The sequence below is a fragment of the Ruminiclostridium papyrosolvens C7 genome (genome assembly GCF_000421965.1).
Lineage (GTDB): Bacteria > Bacillota > Clostridia > Acetivibrionales > DSM-1351 > Ruminiclostridium > Ruminiclostridium papyrosolvens_A.
Genome location: NZ_ATAY01000013.1, coordinates 22,461 through 43,320 on the forward strand (window position 1 = coordinate 22,461; position 20,860 = coordinate 43,320).

The following is a 20,860-nucleotide window of genomic DNA, read 5'->3' on the forward strand; positions in this document are numbered from 1 at the left end:
ACCCCTATCCTCTTGTGATAACTCCTTTTGCCATTTGAAAAACCCTTGCCGTCTGATAAACTGAACCCGTATTAAATCCTCCTCCACTTGGAACCATGAAATGTTGTAAGAACTTAGGAGTACCCAGTGCTGCCAATATTGCTGCTATCCCTATTATCGGGTGTCCAGTAAATACAATACTTAATGCAAGCTGGGATAGCCCTACCTGAACAACAATAGTAGCACAGCACTGCAACATTACCTGAGTCATTGCCTTGTACATTGCTCTGTCGGAATCCAGCAAACCAACACAACCTATAGGGAATGCCATCCTTAATACGAACATCTCGAAGCCACGTTTTACAAATTGCACATAAAGTATAATCAACATAATTACCGCAACCAGACATCCAATTATATTAAACAAACCTGTTTCTAAAAGAGCACCAATATTTCCATAAGAAAATTCAGATGTAACACCGCAAGCATTTTTTATTGCCGTGGAAAAACTGCTCGTTATATCACATACATATCCATATAAAACGGGAAAAGCCATTGCAATTGCTAATGCCTTAAAAAAGCTTGTGGTTAAAAGCAAAGGGTCTGCATCTGCATCCCCTTCTGTCCATAAAACGTATGCTTCAAACCCTTTTTTAAGGAATTTAAGTATAATCATAGCAACAGCCATACTAAGGCATAACACCTGTTTTTTTGATAATGCAGATGACAGTACATTAGCTGCTCGTAATGTAATTCCGGATGAAATAGATTCTGAAATTGCATCTTTCTCCAAAATTACCGGAATTGAATTTTCTATACGAAGTGTTATTTCAGCCAGTCCCGAAAACATGCCTCCGAGCCATATTGCACCATGATTTATAACCGGTGTGAAAAGAAATTCAAGTATCTTATCCAACACACCACACCCTTTCTTTGCTAATTCATAATTGATAAATATTTTTTATTCAATACCTGTTGTAATCGACTTACCATAGTAAGATGCGATTAGTACAATGATTGTTCCAATGAGAACTGCACCAAGGGTTGATATGACAGTGGTCTTAATCCTGTCATTCCATTTTTTCTGATCCATTTCGTCTGCAGCACCCCTTCTGATAAAGAAGTATGCACCCACTGCAGCTCCTGCAATTGGAGCAAGGATTATTAGGTATTTTCCTATGTCTGTAAAAAGATCCTTGGTTCCTTTTGCAAATATACTATCACCGAAACCTCCTGCCGATACGGGAATGGTATTAATAAACGTAAAAAATGTAATTGCTAATATTAAATAAATTCTTCGAAGTCTATTGCTAATTCTATTTGGCTTACATTGTATCTTCTTAATTAGCCTATTCATTGGTACTTCTCCCTTCTTGAACTGAATTGGAATTTGTTGAAATAGAAGACACCATTGAATACCATGTATCCAATGCCTTTTTTAATTCCAGCGGAACTTCATAGATTACATATTCATCATCATCAACCTCAAGTAACTCAGCAACATGAAATGATGCTTTGAACTGTCTGTAAACAGCTGGGTTTCTGGGAAGGAATACTCTAATCCTTTCATCCAGTTCCTGACTCTCAACGTTCTTTTCAAGCCATGGAAAGATGCCGGTAGGAAACTTTCTTGAAACATTACCTCCTTCATTCTTCCTTCTCCTTTTTGGTGTGTACACCGCTTCAAAAGCCCTGAACCCGCCAAGCTTTTCCCATGCGTATGCTATAAAATATTGCATTTCCTTGTCTCGGGGTTTTGTCTCACGAAGTATATAGTTTGAAAACTCCTCTGAGTTTACCTGAATGCGTAAGGTCTTCTCCGAAAAGTCAGGTATATAGAACTTGGCATAATCAGCAGCCACCATAATACCCATACACTCAGCTTCCCTTGTAGAACACAATCCAAAGTTAATCTTTTGAAAGTATCTCGGCATATCCAGACTTTCTATAGTCAAATCAACTATTCCGGGCTGCCCCGATTCAACCCTCACACGTACTTCCTTTCTGTCTAGAGCCATATACCTGTTTGCTTCATCATCAGCATCCTGATCCTGCCCGACATTCTCAAAAACAAATTCCGTTCGTGTACCGTTTATAGTCAGCATCGCTTTAAACGGCTTGTTTTTCTTTGACCTGAAAGTCAACATTTCAGTACGTCCCTGTTCCATAAGTTGTCTTAAATGTACCGGTGAAAGCAGCTTTCCGGAAGTTACCTTCCACACTGTCACTCCACAGTCACAGAACCACTTTCTATCATCTCCCTTCAATGGTTTTTTGCAGTTAATGCATAAAATTTCATCCATTTAGTCACTCTCCGTTCTTTTATTTTTTGTATATATAAAATCAGCCCTGATTCGTATAAGAACCAAGGCTGATGATTTTGGTAATGAAAAAAGGTAAGAAAAAAACACCCGGTGGGGTGTTTAAATAAAGGCATTTTTAAGTTATTCTAAATCATTCACTTATAACCAAGCTTCTTTGCTATCTGCATACATTCTCCAATATTTTTTGCAAATACGTCATCTCCAAACCTTTTAATAAATATATCTTTTATTTTATTAGCCAAAAATTCAATGTCTTTAGATTCACACAATGCATCTGCAATAAGCTTTATTTCCATACTCATCCTTTGGAGAGTATGGAAATAAATCTATTGGGTCCCAATCGTTTATAATTTCTCTTAGTTTTTCTTTCATTATTTACATTCCTCTTAGTTTTGGTTTATTGTTTGATGACGGTTAACATTACATACGGTAATAATTTTATTTGTAAAATACAATATATAAATTAAAAATTATTAATGCAATACCTACAATACCTATGAGTACGTTTGCCGCTTTTGTAATGGGTGAATCTGATTTATATGGTAGAATAACAGCTCTTCCAAGGAACATAGATTTTGTTAATAGACCAAAAATACTTGCAGTAACCAGTAATACTCCAATAAGGGCATAAGTAAACTCCTTTACGAAGGTATTATTGCTAAAGACAAGTAAAAAGAAAAGTATGCATACTAATATAAAAATAGCATAAAAAACCTTGATCTTATTTTTCAACGAATAACCTCCTTTAGATCCTCATAAAAGCACCGGGAATAGCACTATTTCGATGCTTGCATATTTAATATCTCCTTGTACAAAAATTCACTGATGCCTAAATCATCAGATTTAACTTCTCCTGTGTATACAATTTCGCTATAGGTATTAACACACCATTTCAGTGCATCTCGAGTTGCATATGTATCGTCGCCAAAATCTATTGCAGTTAACTTTGATTTTTTCTTTACTTCCAGCGTCTTTGAATCAACATATTGGGTTTTAGTGTATGAACGTGCAATCATTTTTAAAACCAAATCATTTTTCTTCATTCTAGTATCCTCGCTGGATACTAGAACGTTTTTATATACGTTCTGACCAATTTCAATCGAATCATATACTAATTTGCCATTTTCTATACGTTTTACTGATTTTTTAACCTTTTCACTAATTTTAAATATGTCTTTAGCTGCAGTTGCTGCCTTATAAGCATTCTTACCGTTTTTTGCAATTAGCACAGCTGATTCAGCTCCCTTTGTCACAGGTCCTGCTAATGTCAAAGCAGCATCTACAGCAACTGCAAGCCAATCACCTTCCTGTATAGATTCGACTGTGCTTGCTATGGGAATTACTTTTAAAATCTGAATTGCCAAGTATTCTTTATCATTCAAATTCTTTATATACCAACCATCACTACCTATAAATGTATTCAGAAAGCCATTTGATGTGATTCGTATAGTATCATTTGTATAACTTTTTTCTTTTTTTTGAATCACATCGTTTTTTTTGCCTAGTACTTTCTTTTTGCCCGTATTATTTTTCTGAGTAGTTAAAGCCTTCTTTCCCATAATATCGGCTTCTTTTTCAAGTTCTTCATTATCATTTACCGCAATCCCTGTTTTCATTTGAGAAGTTTCTCTTACTCTTCCCTGCTTCTGCTGAACTACATGCCACCCTTCATGCGGAAGATGCTTTTCTTGCCCTGAAGCAATGTGAATGTCATTTCCTTGTGTGAAAGCTAGAGCTCCTACTTCCTCGGGTTTACCTGAGTTATAGTGAACTTTTACATCAGACATGTCAATATTTGAAAGTGCTTCAAGTCCAGTTTTAAGTTGTGCAGGTAAATCCGTCTTGTTTTCCTTCTTGGACTTCTTCTGTAATAATTCTTCATCTTTAACAGGCTTTTGGCTCTGACCGATTCCTGCAATAAATTGGCCTACTGCTTTGTTGCCAATACTCTTCTGTAACTGAATTATATTTTCAGGTGTTAAAGTATTAGGGTTTTCTCGGGCCCTAGCCATGATTACATTAGGGTGAGGTTGCTTTGCAATAGGCTTTACTTTAGAAGCCGACTTTTGGATTGTTCGATTACCCTTATAAGAAGTACTTTTTGACTGTTTTGGAGTATATATTTTTTCCATTTCGAGTCTCCTTTATTATATCACATTCTATATAATGGGTAAAATGTAAAATACTTTAACAACCTAAGCCTTAATATTTTTTGTTATTTACGTTTTAAATTAATAAAAATCATCCTCCCTTCTTGAAATTGTTCTCCTTAAAAGATTTGGCTGCTGCGGTGGTTGTTGCATCCCTTCGCAATGTTTCTGCCAGTATCTCCAACACTCGCTCCAAAGCTCTATTTTTTCAGCTTCCTTTTTGGTCATTCTTTCGATTCTTTGTTTTTCTCTGTAGTCTCTTACCTTTTCGTTGTGTTTCTTGTTTCCAAGGCCAAGCATTGTGTTGAAATTCCATTTTGACAGGTCAGGGGAATACATGATTGCCGGATTTTCTTTGGATGTTACCAGACTGTACGGTCTGTCAATCTGAGCTATTTCGTTTGTCATTAGTAATGCTCTTCCTGTCAGGTTTACACTTGCTGAGGATGAAGGTGTTTGGTATTTACTGCTTTGACTGGATAGTGAATAGGTTGATACTGTGTAGTTTCCAAGTTTTTCTGATATTTCTTTCAGAGTTTCTGGTGAGTTTGTCTGCAAGTAATCCCATACCTGACAATTTCCTTTTATAGTCTTGGCAACCTTTTCATCGTACTTGCTTTCCAACTGTGCAAAGTCCTGAAGGAATAAATTGAATCTCATTCCTCTGCCTCCACCGACTGTAAGTAGTGTGTCAAAGGAAGGTATGGCAGCAAAGTTTCCAAACTCATCAAGTATAAAATTTACTCTGTTTTTAAGACGTCCTCCCCTGCTATCACTTTCATTTACCAGCTGAATGTAATGTTGCAGGACAAGTAATGATGCAATGCTGTAATATGTTGTACGTTCATCCGGAAGAACCATAAACAGTGCAGTCTTTTTTCTGCCGAGGTCTTTTGGATTATAGTCGCTGGCCATAGTCATGGCATTTATGTAGCTTGATGTAAATAGTTTCAGCGTAGTAAGTGCAGCAGTATAAAAGCTTCCTCTTGTTCTTTCCGGGGCTATTTCAGATATGGCTACCAACGGCTTGGCAGGATGATTGTCCGGCAATTCTTTGACGTATTCCACTATGGGAATATTCTTTCCTACGGCCTTGCACATTTCAGCTATAAAGTAATACACATTGGTCAAGGTCTGATACTTTCTACATTCGCCATGTCTGTTGTCATATACAACCGACATTATGGCACAGGCTATTGTTGAAGCTTCACCGTTGTTCCATATCTTTTCGCCCTTCGCATCTCCGACCAGGATCCCGACTAAATCCCATACACACTCTGTAGCCTTGGGTATGTTATCTTCATCTATAGCATCAATTATTGGCTGCAGAAGGTTGTACCTATCGCTTTTCAAAGGATTTTCGAAGTCGAGGATTATAACGTTGTATCCCAGCCTTTTTAAGAAAGTTCCTGTATACTGATTCAATTCTCCCTTTAAATCGGATACAATCATACTTTCTCCTGCCAGAGCTAAAAAACAAATACTTTGTATTACAAGAGTTCTACTTTTACCTGAACGGGTTGCTCCTATTCCAAGCAAATGTGTATCATCACCAACATAATAGAACAGTTCCTTTCCTCCGCGAAGCTTTTTCATTCCAATAACCAATCCACCGGAACTGAAGCACTGGGTATTGGCAATCGTTTCGATACTACCTGTTTTTATTTCAGCGTTCGAATCTGCTTCTTTTAAAACATCAAATTCACAATCAAACAAATCGGCGAGTTTATCAATGTTCCGCTGTTCTTTCATCTGCCATATACTTGGGAAGTATTTTTTAAGCATTTCATCGTAATATAGTCTGACTTTTCCTCGGAGTGTACGCCTTTTTTCTTTCGGTAGCGCCTTATCCACGAACCATTTAATATACTGAAAATGTAACTTCTTATGCTCCTGTTTATCTTCCTTATCAATAACATGCTTTTTTATTATAGACCTGTCCTTTTTGCCAGACGCTAACAGAGCTTTATAGAATTCATCTTTATGATTTATAACCGCGGTATAAAAGGCTTTTGCTTTTTCCTTCTCAGTCATCCACCTGGCTGATCCGAACTGGTTTTGACCTGCGGCTACCGGTGTATATATCTTGGGAGTTATACACTGTAACTTGCTGATATAGTTTCTACTGTAACTGACCATGAGTGATGCTGCTAGGCAGAAGGATAATCCCTCAAAGCATAAAAAAAGCAGTCTGTGTTTTTTGACTGTTTTTATGCTATCGATACATTCTTTTATAGGGTAAAATGTTGGTGCTCTGTCAGCTCCTATTAATATCATATGAAATGCCATTGAGGCAACTACACAGAACACTGACAGTACTATAAATACAAAAAATACAGTGGCGTACTGTACTTTCAAATGTCTGTTGTGCATGAATATTGTTCCCCCTTGCACTATTTATTTTTCAATATCCCATCCGATTGATTCCATTTCCTTTGCTTTTTCCTTTCTGGCCTGCTTGGAAAGGTCGCCTCCCATGACATGCTTACGGGATATGCGATTCTTCCTATTATTTTTTGTAAGCCTTGCAAGTGTTGAAAAAATTTCTGTTACCAACTGTTCTGTCGCTCGTTCTCTTATATTGGCTTCAAACTCTTCATTTTTTATATCCCACTCCTTTTTAATAAATTTCCTTACAAGCTCTAAAAGCTTGTTTGCGATAATTTTCTCAGCCTCCTTTTCGTACTCATCGGCTTTTGCATCCAGTTCCATTTCATTAGATGAATATATTCTGGCAATGTCCAGCTTTGCTTGAACATACTCCGAAATGGCTTCCTGTAGGTTTTCATCTATGTCAACCAGCTCTCTAACTAAAGAAATAAGCTTGTCCTTTACATCAGGTTTGAGATACTCAAACTTTAATGAACCTTTTGGTATCTCTTTTCTTATTTCAAATAGCCTTTGAGCCAGGTATTTGCAAAATTCACTATCCGGTTTATCAAAAAAGAATTCTTCATTTGTCAAAGCTGAATAATCTCTCTTGCTTATTTTATCAAGATAGGCTTCAAACTCACTTGCCATCTCATTTGTAATATCTTTAAGTAAATATTTTTTCTCATCTCTTTTCTCATAATATTCTTTTAACTCATCTTCAAATATGTTCTTGACCAGTTTGCTTCTGATTTTGTTCGGTACTTTAGGATTGACCCAATTTTTTTGTATCTCCTGACGTTCGTCCCAGAAAACAATGTGTACATGGGGATGGCTGGGAGTGTCATGAGCTGCAGCAATCCATTTGAAATCTGACATCTTTATGTTGTTTCCCTCTGCAATTATCCTTATTTGTTGTTTTATAAGCTCTTGCCATGCCTCTTTTGTTATTGGCTCTCCAACCTTTATTGCTGCATCTTCAGGAGAGAATGAAATCACTGACCTAAAAATGTTTTTTCCTTCTTCGGATTTTTTCTTAACTAAATCCATTACATCCTTTATCTTATGTTTGACTTCGAGAGTGTCGGAATCATACAAGTTACCGAACAGACCATGCTTTTCTCCCTCATTTTTCATTACTCCCGGACGAGTACCAATGTACCTGATATGCTCGGCATTTTTATTTGGTGTGCGAGTTTCATTTACCGGCTTAAACCACTGTTTATAGAAAACTGCTGACAAAAAGAATCACCTTCTTAATTGAATTTGGGACATAAAAAAACCCGTAGGCCCTTGGGTGGGGTACGGGGGAACTATTGGTTAATGGGAATCTAGAAAGAAAAACAATCAACTTTTAAAACTAACATTAGAACAGTAATCTATTAATTTTAGCATAAGTTTATTTAAATTATTATTATTGTAACTTAATCTTTCAAATTTATTTCCAGAATCTTTTGCCCAAAAATTTTTTGATTTTCAGCATCTTCTACTTGAATACCCATATAATCTGAAGCACAATAAAAAAATACTGGAGCTTTGTCACAATTGTCGAATGTAAAGACAGCAAAAACTCTTCCATTTTGTTGTCCATCATCAATAATTAGTCCTGGAATTTTAGGATGATTACTTACAAAAACTAATTCTATATAATCATTCTCATTTGTAAGAGACATACTTGCATTTATAAACTCAGCATCTGAACCATAACCAAATGCTACATCAACATTTTTCTCTTTTATGTACGTTTGAACCTCAGTATCATTAAAAGTTTGCTCTAAGTCTTTACCAACCATATCTATATTATTTTGAAATAGTTCTTTGTATAGTGTCTCTTCAACTTGGCTAAATCCAAACCCAACTTGAGATATATTACATAACAGACTATCCAATTTCCTTTTATTATATTTAAATTTTTTGAAATATATAAATTGAAGAAACCATAGTATACTATTAATATGACCAGCTAACTTATAGTATTCTTGTTTATAATCAATACCAAGGTGGATAAAAGAATTCCTAATTTTATTTAATTCTTTAAAATCATCACGGAGAGCATCTCCAACATCAAAAAGGTCACAATATAAATCAATAATATCTTTGTAATCAATTGTTTTTAAGTCTTTTGGATCTTTTAATATAACAAAGTCATACAATGGAATATCTATTTTATTATTTCGTTTCAGCTTATAGTATTCAAGTATACAACTATGAACCTTATCTTTACTTTTTGACTCAAAAATTATGATTTCATTTATATCACTAATTGCTTTTTTCATTAATAATTCGAGGGCATTATTTAAATTTATTATACCCTGTTTCAAATATGTAGCAAATTTATCAGCTTCTTTAAAGTATGCACCCTTTCTTAAGAAATTAGTGAAGTGCTTCATTGACCATACTAATGAATCTATAGCGTTCTCCCAAAGTAGTAACTTTATAGAAATACCTCTAAATGTAAATTTCAAGATTATTCATTAAATTACTAAAGGTTCGATGAATTAATATCTTGATTAATTTTGTTTATCCATTGGAGTAAATTTACCATTTATTTACTTATAATATAATTATACATATTATACCTCGATTTATCAAATTTTTATAAGAATATTCACTTCACCCTCCTACTATCCTTACCCACTTCATCAGCCTGACTCAGATACTGGTCTATCTCAACATCCTTCTTCTTCATGTACTCAACTCCAAGCCGTAAACTTCTGTTAATCATTTAATAGAAAGCTTCCTGATCCTCGTCACTTATTAGCTGGATAAGGCTCAAATTTGAATACATGGTTCCGGCTGATACCTTTCCTATTTTCATAAGCATTTTTACTATTCTGTTTATCTGCGGTTCCAGTACTTCCTTCAGTTCCTTGTGAATGATTTCCGTAATAAAATAAATGTCACTTTTATAGCCATCAACTGCCAGGCCCTTTTCAACAAACTCTCTGACAATATCTGAAACGGATACACCCCTGACCGCCGCAAGCTTTTTCATATCTTCTATACTTTTGGCTTTAAACCTGATTGACCTTTTAAGTTCCTCCGGATTACTTTTCCTTTTAGTCACTTTGCACCTCCTGACAAAATAAAAGCCGTAGCATTATGCCACAGCGAAAAATAGATATTATAAATTTCCAAATAGTATTTATTTAAATTGTCACACTTTTATTTAGATATACACTCAGTTATAATAATTTCACTTATTTACAGGTATAACAACATCCCCAACATGTATTTCTTTTAAACCGTCAAGGTTAATAGCCTCTGGATACCAAGAAATAATATTACCTTTCTCGTCAAGTTGGCAATCCTTCTTTTGAGATACTGTTCCATTTTCATAAATAAGTTGAGTAAATATACCATAGTAAGCACCGCTTCCGGTGTTAACATTACTTAAAGGATCTTTAGGCATCCCAGAATCACTTAATGTTGTAGTATTTACAATCATTAACATGTCTGTTAATGTAACACTATTTATTTGAAGCTTCTTTCCACACATTGATATAGTTTTATTAACATTTGGATTAGTAGCTGTAAAACTATTATCTTTATTTTTTAATAATTCAAACTGAAGATTCCAATTTCCGTACAGCATTTCATCGGTAAACTGAACACCTTCTACTTGTGATTGATTACAAATCAAATTACGAATTTTGATCGTAACTTTCTGACTATCGTTTATAGAATTAGGTAATGCCCAAGTATAGTAACAATATAAGGTCTTGCAATCATCTGATAATTTGCTATAGATTCCCATTAATGAGATCTCTTTATTATTGCAAATTATTTTATTTTCATATGGATTTAAGGAGTTACCAAACTTTTCTCCATTATCCTTTGAAAATGATAAAAGTACAACCGCTGTATTATTAGAAACATGCGAAGATATAATTTTCATTGTAACTCCTTGATCATGGACAGATTTTCCAATAAGATGAGTTTCTTCATTGTTTATATGAAGCTTTTCTGATAACATATATCTAAAGTCAGGAGAAACCGCATAAACTGCTACATTAGCAACACACAATATTAGAAATACAGCTGCAATCCTAGCTGCCTTGTAGCTCCATTTTAACTTCTTTTTTCTTTTTCTTAAAATGTTATCTTCACATTTAGCACTATTAATTATTTTGACTAACAATTCCTCTTTACTTAACAATTGACTATTTTCAAGACCAGTCTCTCTAAAATTCTTTTCTTTCATACTTATTATCCTCCTTATATATTTTTTTTACCTCTTCGATTGTCCTATAAACTCTATGTACTATAGTTGAATTACTGCATTTAAGCAAATTCGCACATTCTTTAAAGGTCAATCCCTGAACATAATGTAACAGAAAAGCACGGTAAGTTAATTCATCTTTTTTACTGATAAAGTCCCATATTATATCCAATAATTCTTGGTCAAATTCATCGTCTACATTTGACAAATTATATGAAAGTAATTCTATGTTTACACCATCTGTTTCATCCTCCGAAAATGTTGGAACAAGTCTCTTTTGATACTTAACAAACCCATAATAACGACCAATTTCATGTCTCGCAGAAGTATAAAGGATTTTTAAAGCTTGTTCTGTAGGAAGGACACCCCTATTGTTCATTAGACGATAAAGCGATATATATACTGTTTGCAAAACATCATTTGTATCGTGTATATTCTTAATTTTGCTTATTACGTAATTCAAAATGGAACTATATGTCTCATTATAAAGTTCTGAAAATTTTTCATTTAATTCATTCACAACACCCCCTCCTTTCTACACAATATTATTTTACTGATATTATTAAATTGCTTCTATACTTAATATAAGTAAAAAATATTCATTTTTTTGCCAAACCTAAAAATTTTATTAATTTTATTGTAAAAATATTATTATTTGACAGTCACGAAAGGTTTTATCTGACCTTCTAGACCCCAGGACCTTCTAGTAATTCTATACGAAAAACCTCCTAAAATAGATGTTTCTCTATATAGGAGGTTTTTTGTATAAACAAAGATTTTTAAGTTAGAATATCTATGGTATTCCTCATAATTTTTAATACTCAAATGTTGAAATATGAGTTCTATTATTATTAAGGTTAAATCTACTTAAGTGCACCTGTAATTAGCGGTAATAATATTTTAAGCTAATTGGCCCTATAAAATATGGACAATTATTAGCAGCATGCCGCATGAGCCCGCAACTTCCCCATTTAGATGTTATATAAGGATAAGTAGTACTATTAGGATTATTTTCAGTTACTATACCTGAATGTTCGCTACCGCTAACTGGGTAATATATCTTATCTCCAATTGAATATCCACTTGTCCTTTTGGTGTAACTTCCATCTGACATATATAGAGACGGATCATTCATCCAATATGTATTGCTAGTAGATGTACTATACCAAGCATATGAGTGACAATTGTATGTTGATGTTGCAGTTCTCATAACTATAATTCCAGGATATGAGCTCTGCATTTGAGCATCTGAAGAACTTTTCTCTGCATCAGTTAGTGTTTCTGGTGATATAATTACTGAAACAGCAGAACCTTTTGGTGTATATACATAAGTAGACGATTGTATACTTACATTTGCTAAAGAACTTTCATTTTCTGCTTTGACCCTATAAGCAGTTGATTTTGTTAAATTATAAATATTGGGATATTTATCCTTCTCTAAATATTTATTCTCAAATGCTTTTTCTAACTTTTCATTATCTTCCTTTGATAGCTTATTCTTTATCTCATTTTGGCTTAGTATTATTTCAAGGTTAGATAAATCAAAAAACCTATTGTGATTAACTTTTGTTACATCATCAATTACTTTAGTATTATTATATTTGTTAATTAATCTCGCTCCAGCGTCATTTCTCTTTAATAATTCCTGCAGACCATTAAATCCTTCTTTAACAACATTAAATCCTTGTTGGAGCGAATCGTAAGCATAAATATCTATTAAAAACGGATAATTTAGTACCGATTGAATCAAATCATCAGTTGGCATTTCTTGTAGTATACTTTCAGGTATTTGACAAGCTGATACTCTATTACTTCTACTATTTAGTGCTACCCATTCATCTGTTCCAGGTTTTACTGGGTATTCATATCCTAAATTTACTTTTGTGTCATTATTAGTAGTTATAGCTGTAATATTAAATCCTGAAATAGCTATGAACACACATACTGTTAATGCTATAAATGATAACACTCTTTTATTAATTGACATTTTATATCTCCTTTTTCAATTATGGTATTCCTAATTTGAACCTTAAAAAATTGAGTTCCATTTCTACAAATGATGAATAAAGTACATCTTACATACATTTTTATGAGGAACTGCCATAGATATTCCTCTACTTTACAAGATGTTATTGTTTATATTTTTGATTTTCATCTTTTATTATTTAACCTCCATAATCAGAATATCTTATATATTTACATATTATTGTTTTTTTGTCAGTATATGTATTAACAAATATTGTAAAAACATTAAAAAACTTTGCTATATAAATTACAAAAACTACTTTTTCTATACATGTTTGACAAAAAATATAAAACTTCTTCTGTAATTTTCCAAATTACTTTCAACAAATTCTCTGACAATATCTGAAACGGATATCCCCCTGACCGCTGCAAGCTTTTTCATATCTTCTATACTTTTGGCTTTAAACCTGATTGACCTTTTGAGTTCCTCCGGATTTGTTTTCCTTTTAGCCATTTGCACCTCCTAACAAAACAAAAGCTGCAGCATTATGCCACAGCAACCTTCTATTATTTATTTAAATTTTTAATTACTTTCAACTTTATATATGCCTATTCTAAGCCACATTTAACTCTATCCTTCGAAACCCACACTATATCAACATTACAACTTTTCCGTCACCCTTTTGTCACCCATAAATTACAACGTCACCCGTTGCCAACTCTGTTGGCAAGCTGTATACCGTCGGGTGTGTCACCCGACTATTCCTGCCGCCGTACATACCCACCCCAAAAAGGTGCGGTTTTTTGTACGTAAATCGGGGGATTCTCCCCCATGCCCCCTGTTTTTTCAGAGCAAAACTCTGAAAAATGATTCTGAAAAAAGAAATATTTTTGAATAATTTTCATGTCCACCTCCGTATTTTAAGAAGGCTGCCGGATATCCCATCTCCAACAGTCTTCCATTTGTTTATAAAGCTGCCTCAAGTTCTTCATTATTCCCCATCAGAAGCTGTAAACGGTCTTCTTCATTCCTGTTCTCCAAATCCTGCTGTACCAGTCGTATATTTAGCAGATCCTCATTCCAATCCTTTGCAAGGGGTTTTTCTATAGTTGTGTTATAACCTAGTTTTGAATATTTTTCTGCGTACTTGTTGGCTGCTTCTTGTCCCCAGTTTGGTGCAGGGCTTCCATTAGAGAACTTTGCTTCGTCATCATTATCTAATGCAAACGTTATGTTTTTTATCTCCGGATGATGCTTTAGGTACTCTGCCAATGCATTATCAGAGAGACAGCCCAGTGCTATTCTGTGTTCTTTTTTCCACCCCATGCCGAGATTTTTGTATATACTTGCATGACTTATCGCATCTATTGCGGCTTCGTACACCGTTAGGCTGTCTCCTTTACCTTCCATCGCAAAACAATAGTTCATATTACTTCCCGGTACAACTCCTTTGAAGGTCAAACCTGTTACTGTCCCACGCTGGAATGCCTGCCTTGCTTCGCCATTTTCATCATACCCGACAAATACTATATTATGATGAGGCAGACTTTCATATATTTTTTTCTTGTAAACAAGATCGGTTATTATATCCTTATCTAACCCACGGGTTTTTATCAGATATGCGAACAATCTCTTGTACGGACTGGCTTTATCCGGAAGTTTGAATTCTACATGTTTTTCTTCCACTGGTTTGTGCTGTTTTAGGCTTGCTTTTTGAGTTTGTTGGATTTCTCCATCACCAACAAGGTATTTCATAGAATCCAGCCAACTCATATTTTCAGCAAACATCAAAAACTGGATAGGACCTCCTCCACGTTCAGCTGCCCAGCAATAGAATGAGTTCTTGGCATCATCGATATACAGACCTCCATGATTCTTGATGTGATAGTTTGAACCACGCTTTTCGGGATTGTATCCAAGCTGCTTTGCCAACTCGTATATGCTTACATGATTTGCACGATAAATTTGTTCATCTGTGAATTTTTTCATCTATCGTATCACTCCCAACTACCATCAAATACACCAATCTCTCCATATTCACCAACGGCTTCATCTATCTCCGATCCTGACTGTAATTTATTATCCAGTGCATTTTCAGTTATTCCACAGTGTTTATATAGCTCTTGAATGAAATGAATATCTGGTCTTGCATCTTTTATTTGACTTATGTAATTAGTAAGGTAATTAATATCTGCCCCGTAGTTTATGAGAACTTTTGCTGCTTCAAGCTTATTGGTTTCATAACAGGCATAGAGGGCTTCACCATTGTTTGAATTAACATTAGCTCCTCGGCTGATAAGTGTGTGCATTGCATCTGCATCCTTATGATGGGCTGCGAAATAGAAAAGCGCCGGTGCATGTTCGTCTATGTTCCTGCATTGCATTAAACCTGAATTGAGTAGTCCATATTTTTCAGCTCTTATCATTTCTTTGAATACTACTGTATCATCTAAGGCATTTGAACTCGACTTAATGAATTTTTCTGCTTCTGTATCCGGTAAAGTGGTTAATTCATGACTGAGAAAACCCCTCATGGTATCAAACTGTGCTTCTCCATGTAGGTTTGCATCTGAATATTTGTAAATGCTAAGTGCTGAATCAATGTTATTGTCTATTGCTGTCACGAATGCATTTTGTAACGTTCTGATAGATACAGGAACTTTTTCTTTGTATAGAATATGGTTTATTATATCCGTACTCTGGATTGTTGCTCCATGGGCTGCCTCACATATAAAGTCATGACAATATTTAACCTTCTGCTCAAATGTTCTGTACAGCTCTCTGAATTTATCAATGTCCTCGTTATTTATTGCAGAATATAAAGAGTTCAATTTTTCTGACGTTATTTTGTCTGCATCTATAACCTGATCAAGCTTCTTGCTGAGTGCTCGGAGCATCTTTCCCATTACTTCTCCAAGCAAACCAAACATACTGCTCTTTGGCTCATACTTCTTCTGGTTCTCTTCAAGTAAATCAATAACAACCTCTGCCTGTTCAGGAGTAAAGTTTACGTTAATAAGCTGATTCTTAATACTTCCACTCTCATTACCGCCGGTAATTAATTCTTTCTGACTGTAATTATTGTTAATATCCATGTCAGTTAAGGCTTTATTACCTGTTGGAATTGTGATTGTTTTAGTTGTTTTAGCTGTTGTTTCTTCGTCTTCAGAAGCCGGTTGCTGAAGCTTCTTATATTCCTTAGCAACATCTTCATTTGACAATGCCTTCTGGATAGATAATGCAATTTCTCTGGGATTAGCTTCAATCTTAATATCGTTTTCTTCTACTTGTGGGTTTTTAGTGTTTAACTGTTCTTCCTCATTACTGACTGCCTTTTCTTCTGTATCCATCCAAAAGCTTTCAACCATTAACTGCATTGCCTTTGTAGCTTTGCTAAAAGCTTCGGCTGCTTTACCGGACTCAATCTTGTATTGTCCACTGAACATCCGCCCTTTTAATTCGGGATTCCCGTTGTCCATTACATTGATAGAGGCAACAACCATGTCACTGCTCACAGATAACATTCCCGAAACGTTATAATCTTTTGGAAATTCACTCTTTTGAAATTTCTTAAAGTCTGCGGACAAAAAAGAAAAAGTCAGGTTTCAATCCCTGACTTTCCAGTCTGCTGCCCAGCTCATCCGATATTTCTTTGATTGTTTTAATTGTTTCTTTTCCGTTACCTCCACCGGGTTTGTACAAATCAATTTTCTTCATCGCCTTCGACCTCCTTGTTGTTTTCTTTTTCAGAATCTTCAGCTTCTTGCCTACGGCGTTCAAAGTATTCTTCAAGGGCCTGTTCAATTGTTGATGTTATTTCTGTCTGCGTAGTATAAGCATTGAAGAATCTTGAAATTAGTTTTGGTTTTACTGTTACTGCTGTTAGCTTTGGCCTTTTCTTCTTTTCAAAAAATTCACCGGATGCTATGGCCAATATATCATCCTCTGTAAGTTTGCCACTCCTTTCTTTAAGTTTATCTGCCCTTTTCATATCTATCCTGTAATCGTTTTTGTTCAGGATACTGAAAAGAATATTTTGTTCATCTATAGTCAAATATGACAGACTAACTGCCGGATTTAACTTGATGCTTCCTTCGTCTACCTTGTTAAGTAATTCATCAATGAGATAGTTAAGACGGATATACCTACAGATATTTGTTTTACTCATTTTATTATTTTTTGCAACAGTGTCCCTACTTTTTTCAGGGTGCCCAAGTTGGGCACCTTCAATCCAATCCTTACTCTCATCAGCATTTGAGTCGTTTTCGATTGCATTAATAAGCTCACGTTTTTGCTTGGCTTCCTTACATGCCTCAAGTTGCATCTGTAAGCTCTTGGCAAGCTCGCTGGGAAGCATTTCTTCCACTGAACGCTGTATAAAGTTGGAGTCTGTTACGATTATTTTCGCCTGTGCATCAGTGATATTTTCCTTAATTTCTGCTGGAACTTTTGTTAGCCCGGCAAGCTTCGCTGCATTAACACGGTTGTGGCCTGCCAGGTTCTCATATGTCCCGTCATCTTTTTTTCTAACCACTATGGGAACTATTACTCCATTTTCCTTTATTGATTCAACCATTTGCCGTAGCTTCTCGCCTGTGTATAATCGGAATGGATGATTTTTGAAGGGTACTATAAGATTTATATCTATTTCAGTAGCATTTTCCTTATTTTTGTTTGTAGTATTCAGATTAAACATCTGTGCAAAAGCATTGTCTGACGGCTTATCCAGCTTCTTTGAAAAGTCAATTTTTGTTGTCCCCACTTATACTATACTCCTTTCAATCAGCTCCTTTGTCACATTTCTGTATTCTGCACCCAGTACACTGTTTTCCATTGAAACCAAGCTTTTTTGTTCAAATGTACTGTTTGTAGCTTCAACCCTTTTGTGTATCCTGGTATCAAAAAGAGTATTACCGTATTGTCTTTCTAAAGCTACTTCTACCGCCTTGGACATATTTGTGTTATCTGCCATAGTCAAAAGTACACCGTCAATTTTAAGTTCAGGATTTACATTTACCTTAACCATGTCATATACTTGTTCCAACTGTACCAATCCATCCAGAGCAAACTTCTGTGCTTGTACGGGAATTATGAGGCTATCTGCTGCTGAAAGTGCATTTGTAAGAAGGATGCCAAGGCTAGGCAGGCAGTCGATAATTATATAATCATACTTACTGAATATTTCTTTTATCAGTATCCTGTTTAACACTTGCTCCCTGCACATTACATTTGATAAGAACAAGTCAGCCCCGGAAAGTTTTATACTGGAAGGAATAAAATCAATGCCCTCCTTACTATGTACTATACTTCCTTCAATGTACTCATCACTCAGAGTATTGTTTGCCGCTGCCACCATCAGGTCGCTTATATTGTATAAGCTGTCATTGTCATAACCTAAATAGTCGCTCATGTTTGCCTGCGGGTCCAGGTCAATGCCCATGACACTACAACCTTCCTGCACCAGACCGGCAGCAATGTTTACAGCGGTTGTGGTTTTACCTACACCGCCTTTTTGATTTGCAATAGCAATTACTTTTCCCATCTCGTTTTCTCCTTTTAAAATAAAAAAAGCAGGTCATTAAATTGCCTACTCATTCCTTACCGATATTATTTTTTAAATCACACAAAATTCATATTACCTATTCAGATAGCACCATGATTGCGGAGCCTTCTTCAATCCAAAGTCAGTGAGGTTCATAGGATGATCATACTTCTTTACATTACTGATTCTCCAAGCATATATTGTCCCTTTTCCTGCGTGATATTTCATAATATCTTGTGGGGATACACAACTATGAGCTGACAGAATACCCATCAGTTTATACCTGTTTAAAAATAAGCTATCACTAGGTTCAAATTTTAAAAGATAATTACCGACAACCATTCCGCATCCTCCACATTGTTTCGTTTCATATATGTACACTTTGGCAGGATATCTTATGCCAATAGGCTGTTTTTTCTAAGCTCAAGATTTTTGCTGCCAGCAAATATCAGACTGTCCCATGTTTTGTGTATGCTTTGCATTATTTCTGTCATTTTATCACCTTCTTACTAAATTTGTATTATTGCTTGTAAAATACATACAAGCCTTTTGCCCTGCCTTACAGGGCATATCAAATTTCCTGCATTTACATTTACCTGTTTGATCTTCCTCAAATTGCACACAGCTTCCGCAATACCCCATCTAAGCCACTCCTTTCATGAAATATTCATATGTAAATCAGTTATATTTCTCTATGGGTTTTGTTCACTGTAGTAAATTGATGATTTCACAAGATTCTTTTTAGTATTTGACTTAATTCCGTGAATTTGGTTGTGACAGTCATTACAAATTGTAATAAGGTTGTTTTGTTGATCTGTCCCACCTTCTGAGACTTGTATTAGATGATGTACGTCTGGTCCTACTGCTATTGGTACAAACAAACCATGTTTATTTTTATATGCACCAAACAACCCGCATTCTTTACAAGTAAAATTGTCCCTGCAAAGTATTCTGTACGGCAGAGGTGCAACCCCTCGCCCCCAGACCGCCAATCTCTGAAATTCAATTTTACAATCTTCACAACAATAACTTTGCTGTCTCTTACTTTTTAAGGATTGCCCACACCATTTACAGGTATTCTTATCTGCCCTGTAATCAGGCATCTGATATAAAATATTGTCGTTTGGATATTGTTTTGCATAATTCCACAACGATAGCCAATATCTTTTACCATTATTGTTGTACGGCAAGTTTTTCTCACCTTCTTTCAGACGGTTAATATTCAAATTGGGACTATTCTGCGGTAAATAATTGTTCCTCTAATGACTCGTAGATATCTTCAAGGTTATGGCCTTTTTCATCAAAATCAGCATACAACACCTGAATACTTACATTTTCAAATACTTCTTTTACTTTACTGTACAGGTTGTTCACATCCTCTAAATTGTTACTATTGGGATTAATCACCACAAGGTCATCTATAGGGGCTTCAATGAAATTCCATCCATGAATGCCATGCTTCCTTAATCTATTTGCAACTAGCCTCTCGTTATCTTTAAAATCTTGAAGTTTATTACCGATTTTAGCTTCACCCAATTCAACTCCTACAGAGAAACCTTCAACTTGTCTATTTTTGTATCTCATAAAAACCCTCACTTTCCTCATTCTCGGCTGCACTATTTATTCAAATAGCGGCTTACAGGCATGTACATAATACAAAAGGTTATTTATATTTATGTAGTTTTTTAATGCCTTTTCATTAACGTTCCATATCATTTTCTAATTCATCTTCATCTTTTTTGTATAATGTTGTATTGGAATTTTTCATCTGCTTCATTCCTTCATACCACTCTATTACTGTTTCCATTTCTTCATCCAAAGTACCTACTTCTTCATTTTTTGCACTTTCTTTATATTCCCCAAAGGTTTCATCAAGGGAAGACTGCCAATCTATTAAATCTTCTTTCAATCCTTTAATTTCATCAGCATCATACTCAGCTGGATGAACTTTCGCATATTCCAATTCTTCCTTTATATCCTTTATATCTTCCCAAAGTCCGATGCTCTCTTTTATGCAACCATACTCTAATAAATAACCTAAAAAAGTTTTATGAGAAAACATACCAAACCCACAACGCTCAAACCACTCATTAGCATACATCCGCTCATCCGAGCCATTAGTATATGTCCCCCATACTAGATCTCCTATAAAATTTTCCAAAAGCTTTGATACAGTTAAATTTACACTTCCAGCCTTATTCCAAATTCTCTCTACATCTGCATCTGATAATTCCAGTGTAATTGTTCTCCCTCTTATTGTTTTAATTTCTTGATCTTGACTATCCATAAATCTCTCATCCTTTCCTA

24 protein-coding genes are annotated in these 20,860 nt (G+C 35.1%); all 24 read right to left on the reverse strand.

Annotated features, from left to right (window positions below; genetic code table 11):
- Window positions 1-4 precede the first annotated feature (4 nt).
- Complete coding sequence (locus L323_RS23420) at window positions 5-898, reverse strand: conjugal transfer protein TrbL family protein (RefSeq protein ID WP_020814074.1); 894 nt, start codon at window positions 896-898, stop codon at window positions 5-7.
- Window positions 899-940: 42 nt separating this feature from the next.
- Window positions 941-1,336, reverse strand: a complete 396-nt coding sequence (locus L323_RS23425; protein ID WP_020814075.1) for a hypothetical protein — start codon at window positions 1,334-1,336, stop codon at window positions 941-943.
- The gene (locus tag L323_RS23430) at window positions 1,329-2,282 is read right to left on the reverse strand and encodes a topoisomerase C-terminal repeat-containing protein (RefSeq protein ID WP_020814076.1); all 954 of its coding nucleotides are present in this window, start codon (window positions 2,280-2,282) and stop codon (window positions 1,329-1,331) included. Before L323_RS23430 ends, L323_RS23425 begins: the two co-directional genes overlap by 8 nt.
- A gap of 155 nt (window positions 2,283-2,437) precedes the next feature.
- Entirely contained in the window at window positions 2,438-2,599 is a 162-nt protein-coding gene (locus L323_RS40720) for a hypothetical protein (protein WP_020814077.1), read from the reverse strand.
- A gap of 142 nt (window positions 2,600-2,741) precedes the next feature.
- A complete protein-coding gene (locus L323_RS23435) occupies window positions 2,742-3,035 on the reverse strand; it encodes a hypothetical protein (RefSeq protein WP_020814078.1) in 294 nt (97 codons plus the stop codon).
- Between the two features lie 44 nt (window positions 3,036-3,079).
- A complete protein-coding gene (locus L323_RS40525) occupies window positions 3,080-4,435 on the reverse strand; it encodes an eCIS core domain-containing protein (RefSeq protein WP_020814079.1) in 1,356 nt (451 codons plus the stop codon).
- Between the two features lie 99 nt (window positions 4,436-4,534).
- Window positions 4,535-6,826, reverse strand: a complete 2,292-nt coding sequence (locus L323_RS23445) for a VirD4-like conjugal transfer protein, CD1115 family (protein WP_020814080.1) — start codon at window positions 6,824-6,826, stop codon at window positions 4,535-4,537.
- Window positions 6,827-6,850: 24 nt separating this feature from the next.
- Window positions 6,851-8,065, reverse strand: a complete 1,215-nt coding sequence (gene mobP3 / locus L323_RS23450; RefSeq protein ID WP_020814081.1) for a MobP3 family relaxase — start codon at window positions 8,063-8,065, stop codon at window positions 6,851-6,853.
- Between the two features lie 182 nt (window positions 8,066-8,247).
- Complete coding sequence (locus L323_RS23455) at window positions 8,248-9,213, reverse strand: hypothetical protein (RefSeq protein WP_020814082.1); 966 nt, start codon at window positions 9,211-9,213, stop codon at window positions 8,248-8,250.
- 335 nt (window positions 9,214-9,548) lie between these two features.
- Window positions 9,549-9,890 carry a DUF6364 family protein gene (locus tag L323_RS23460; protein WP_242835227.1) on the reverse strand — a complete coding sequence of 114 codons (342 nt, stop codon included), beginning with the start codon at window positions 9,888-9,890 and terminating at the stop codon, window positions 9,549-9,551.
- 129 nt (window positions 9,891-10,019) lie between these two features.
- Entirely contained in the window at window positions 10,020-11,027 is a 1,008-nt protein-coding gene (locus L323_RS23465; protein WP_020814083.1) for a hypothetical protein, read from the reverse strand.
- The gene (locus tag L323_RS23470) at window positions 11,008-11,565 is read right to left on the reverse strand and encodes an RNA polymerase sigma factor (protein WP_020814084.1); all 558 of its coding nucleotides are present in this window, start codon (window positions 11,563-11,565) and stop codon (window positions 11,008-11,010) included. The genes L323_RS23465 and L323_RS23470 overlap by 20 nt, the downstream gene beginning before the upstream one ends.
- 363 nt (window positions 11,566-11,928) lie before the next feature.
- Window positions 11,929-13,032: a hypothetical protein gene (locus tag L323_RS23475; RefSeq protein ID WP_020814085.1), complete on the reverse strand. Its 1,104-nt coding sequence runs from the start codon at window positions 13,030-13,032 to the stop codon at window positions 11,929-11,931.
- Window positions 13,033-13,335: 303 nt separating this feature from the next.
- Window positions 13,336-13,524 (reverse strand): hypothetical protein, encoded by a 189-nt coding sequence (locus L323_RS23480; RefSeq protein ID WP_020814086.1) that lies wholly within the window; start codon window positions 13,522-13,524, stop codon window positions 13,336-13,338.
- Between the two features lie 245 nt (window positions 13,525-13,769).
- Window positions 13,770-13,916, reverse strand: a complete 147-nt coding sequence (locus tag L323_RS41250; protein WP_020814087.1) for a hypothetical protein — start codon at window positions 13,914-13,916, stop codon at window positions 13,770-13,772.
- Between the two features lie 61 nt (window positions 13,917-13,977).
- Window positions 13,978-15,000, reverse strand: coding sequence for a DUF3991 domain-containing protein (locus L323_RS23485; RefSeq protein ID WP_020814088.1), 1,023 nt, complete (start codon window positions 14,998-15,000; stop codon window positions 13,978-13,980).
- A gap of 8 nt (window positions 15,001-15,008) precedes the next feature.
- Window positions 15,009-16,526 carry an ankyrin repeat domain-containing protein gene (locus L323_RS23490; protein ID WP_242835228.1) on the reverse strand — a complete coding sequence of 506 codons (1,518 nt, stop codon included), beginning with the start codon at window positions 16,524-16,526 and terminating at the stop codon, window positions 15,009-15,011.
- 55 nt (window positions 16,527-16,581) lie between these two features.
- On the reverse strand, window positions 16,582-16,728 hold the full coding sequence (locus L323_RS41570; RefSeq protein ID WP_242835229.1) for a hypothetical protein: 147 nt from the start codon (window positions 16,726-16,728) through the stop codon (window positions 16,582-16,584).
- Window positions 16,715-17,773: a ParB/RepB/Spo0J family partition protein gene (locus L323_RS23495; RefSeq protein ID WP_020814089.1), complete on the reverse strand. Its 1,059-nt coding sequence runs from the start codon at window positions 17,771-17,773 to the stop codon at window positions 16,715-16,717. The genes L323_RS41570 and L323_RS23495 overlap by 14 nt, the downstream gene beginning before the upstream one ends.
- Window positions 17,774-18,553, reverse strand: coding sequence for a ParA family protein (locus L323_RS23500; RefSeq protein WP_020814090.1), 780 nt, complete (start codon window positions 18,551-18,553; stop codon window positions 17,774-17,776). It abuts the gene before it with no gap.
- A 93-nt stretch (window positions 18,554-18,646) separates the two neighbouring features.
- The gene (locus L323_RS23505) at window positions 18,647-18,895 is read right to left on the reverse strand and encodes a hypothetical protein (RefSeq protein ID WP_020814091.1); all 249 of its coding nucleotides are present in this window, start codon (window positions 18,893-18,895) and stop codon (window positions 18,647-18,649) included.
- Window positions 18,896-19,245: 350 nt separating this feature from the next.
- Entirely contained in the window at window positions 19,246-19,779 is a 534-nt protein-coding gene (locus L323_RS23510) for an HNH endonuclease (RefSeq protein WP_051153496.1), read from the reverse strand.
- A 7-nt stretch (window positions 19,780-19,786) separates the two neighbouring features.
- The gene (locus L323_RS23515) at window positions 19,787-20,137 is read right to left on the reverse strand and encodes a hypothetical protein (RefSeq protein ID WP_020814095.1); all 351 of its coding nucleotides are present in this window, start codon (window positions 20,135-20,137) and stop codon (window positions 19,787-19,789) included.
- A gap of 115 nt (window positions 20,138-20,252) precedes the next feature.
- Window positions 20,253-20,860 (reverse strand): hypothetical protein (locus L323_RS23520; RefSeq protein ID WP_020814096.1); only part of this gene is annotated, 608 nt, incomplete at its 5' end.

Bases quoted from the DNA above. Each gene is read 5' to 3' on its own strand.
- L323_RS23425 (WP_020814075.1), bottom strand. From the start codon at position 1,336: ATGAATAGGCTAATTAAGAAGATACAATGTAAGCCAAATAGAATTAGC.
- L323_RS23430 (WP_020814076.1), bottom strand. From the start codon at position 2,282: ATGGATGAAATTTTATGCATTAACTGCAAAAAACCATTGAAGGGAGAT.
- L323_RS40720 (WP_020814077.1), bottom strand. From the start codon at position 2,599: ATGGAAATAAAGCTTATTGCAGATGCATTGTGTGAATCTAAAGACATT.
- L323_RS40525 (WP_020814079.1), bottom strand. From the start codon at position 4,435: ATGGAAAAAATATATACTCCAAAACAGTCAAAAAGTACTTCTTATAAG.
- L323_RS23445 (WP_020814080.1), bottom strand. From the start codon at position 6,826: ATGCACAACAGACATTTGAAAGTACAGTACGCCACTGTATTTTTTGTA.
- L323_RS23455 (WP_020814082.1), bottom strand. From the start codon at position 9,213: ATGAAGCACTTCACTAATTTCTTAAGAAAGGGTGCATACTTTAAAGAA.
- L323_RS23465 (WP_020814083.1), bottom strand. From the start codon at position 11,027: ATGAAAGAAAAGAATTTTAGAGAGACTGGTCTTGAAAATAGTCAATTG.
- L323_RS23475 (WP_020814085.1), bottom strand. From the start codon at position 13,032: ATGTCAATTAATAAAAGAGTGTTATCATTTATAGCATTAACAGTATGT.
- L323_RS23480 (WP_020814086.1), bottom strand. From the start codon at position 13,524: ATGGCTAAAAGGAAAACAAATCCGGAGGAACTCAAAAGGTCAATCAGG.
- L323_RS41250 (WP_020814087.1), bottom strand. From the start codon at position 13,916: ATGAAAATTATTCAAAAATATTTCTTTTTTCAGAATCATTTTTCAGAG.
- L323_RS23485 (WP_020814088.1), bottom strand. From the start codon at position 15,000: ATGAAAAAATTCACAGATGAACAAATTTATCGTGCAAATCATGTAAGC.
- L323_RS41570 (WP_242835229.1), bottom strand. From the start codon at position 16,728: ATGAAGAAAATTGATTTGTACAAACCCGGTGGAGGTAACGGAAAAGAA.
- L323_RS23500 (WP_020814090.1), bottom strand. From the start codon at position 18,553: ATGGGAAAAGTAATTGCTATTGCAAATCAAAAAGGCGGTGTAGGTAAA.
- L323_RS23505 (WP_020814091.1), bottom strand. From the start codon at position 18,895: ATGGTTGTCGGTAATTATCTTTTAAAATTTGAACCTAGTGATAGCTTA.
- L323_RS23515 (WP_020814095.1), bottom strand. From the start codon at position 20,137: ATGAGATACAAAAATAGACAAGTTGAAGGTTTCTCTGTAGGAGTTGAA.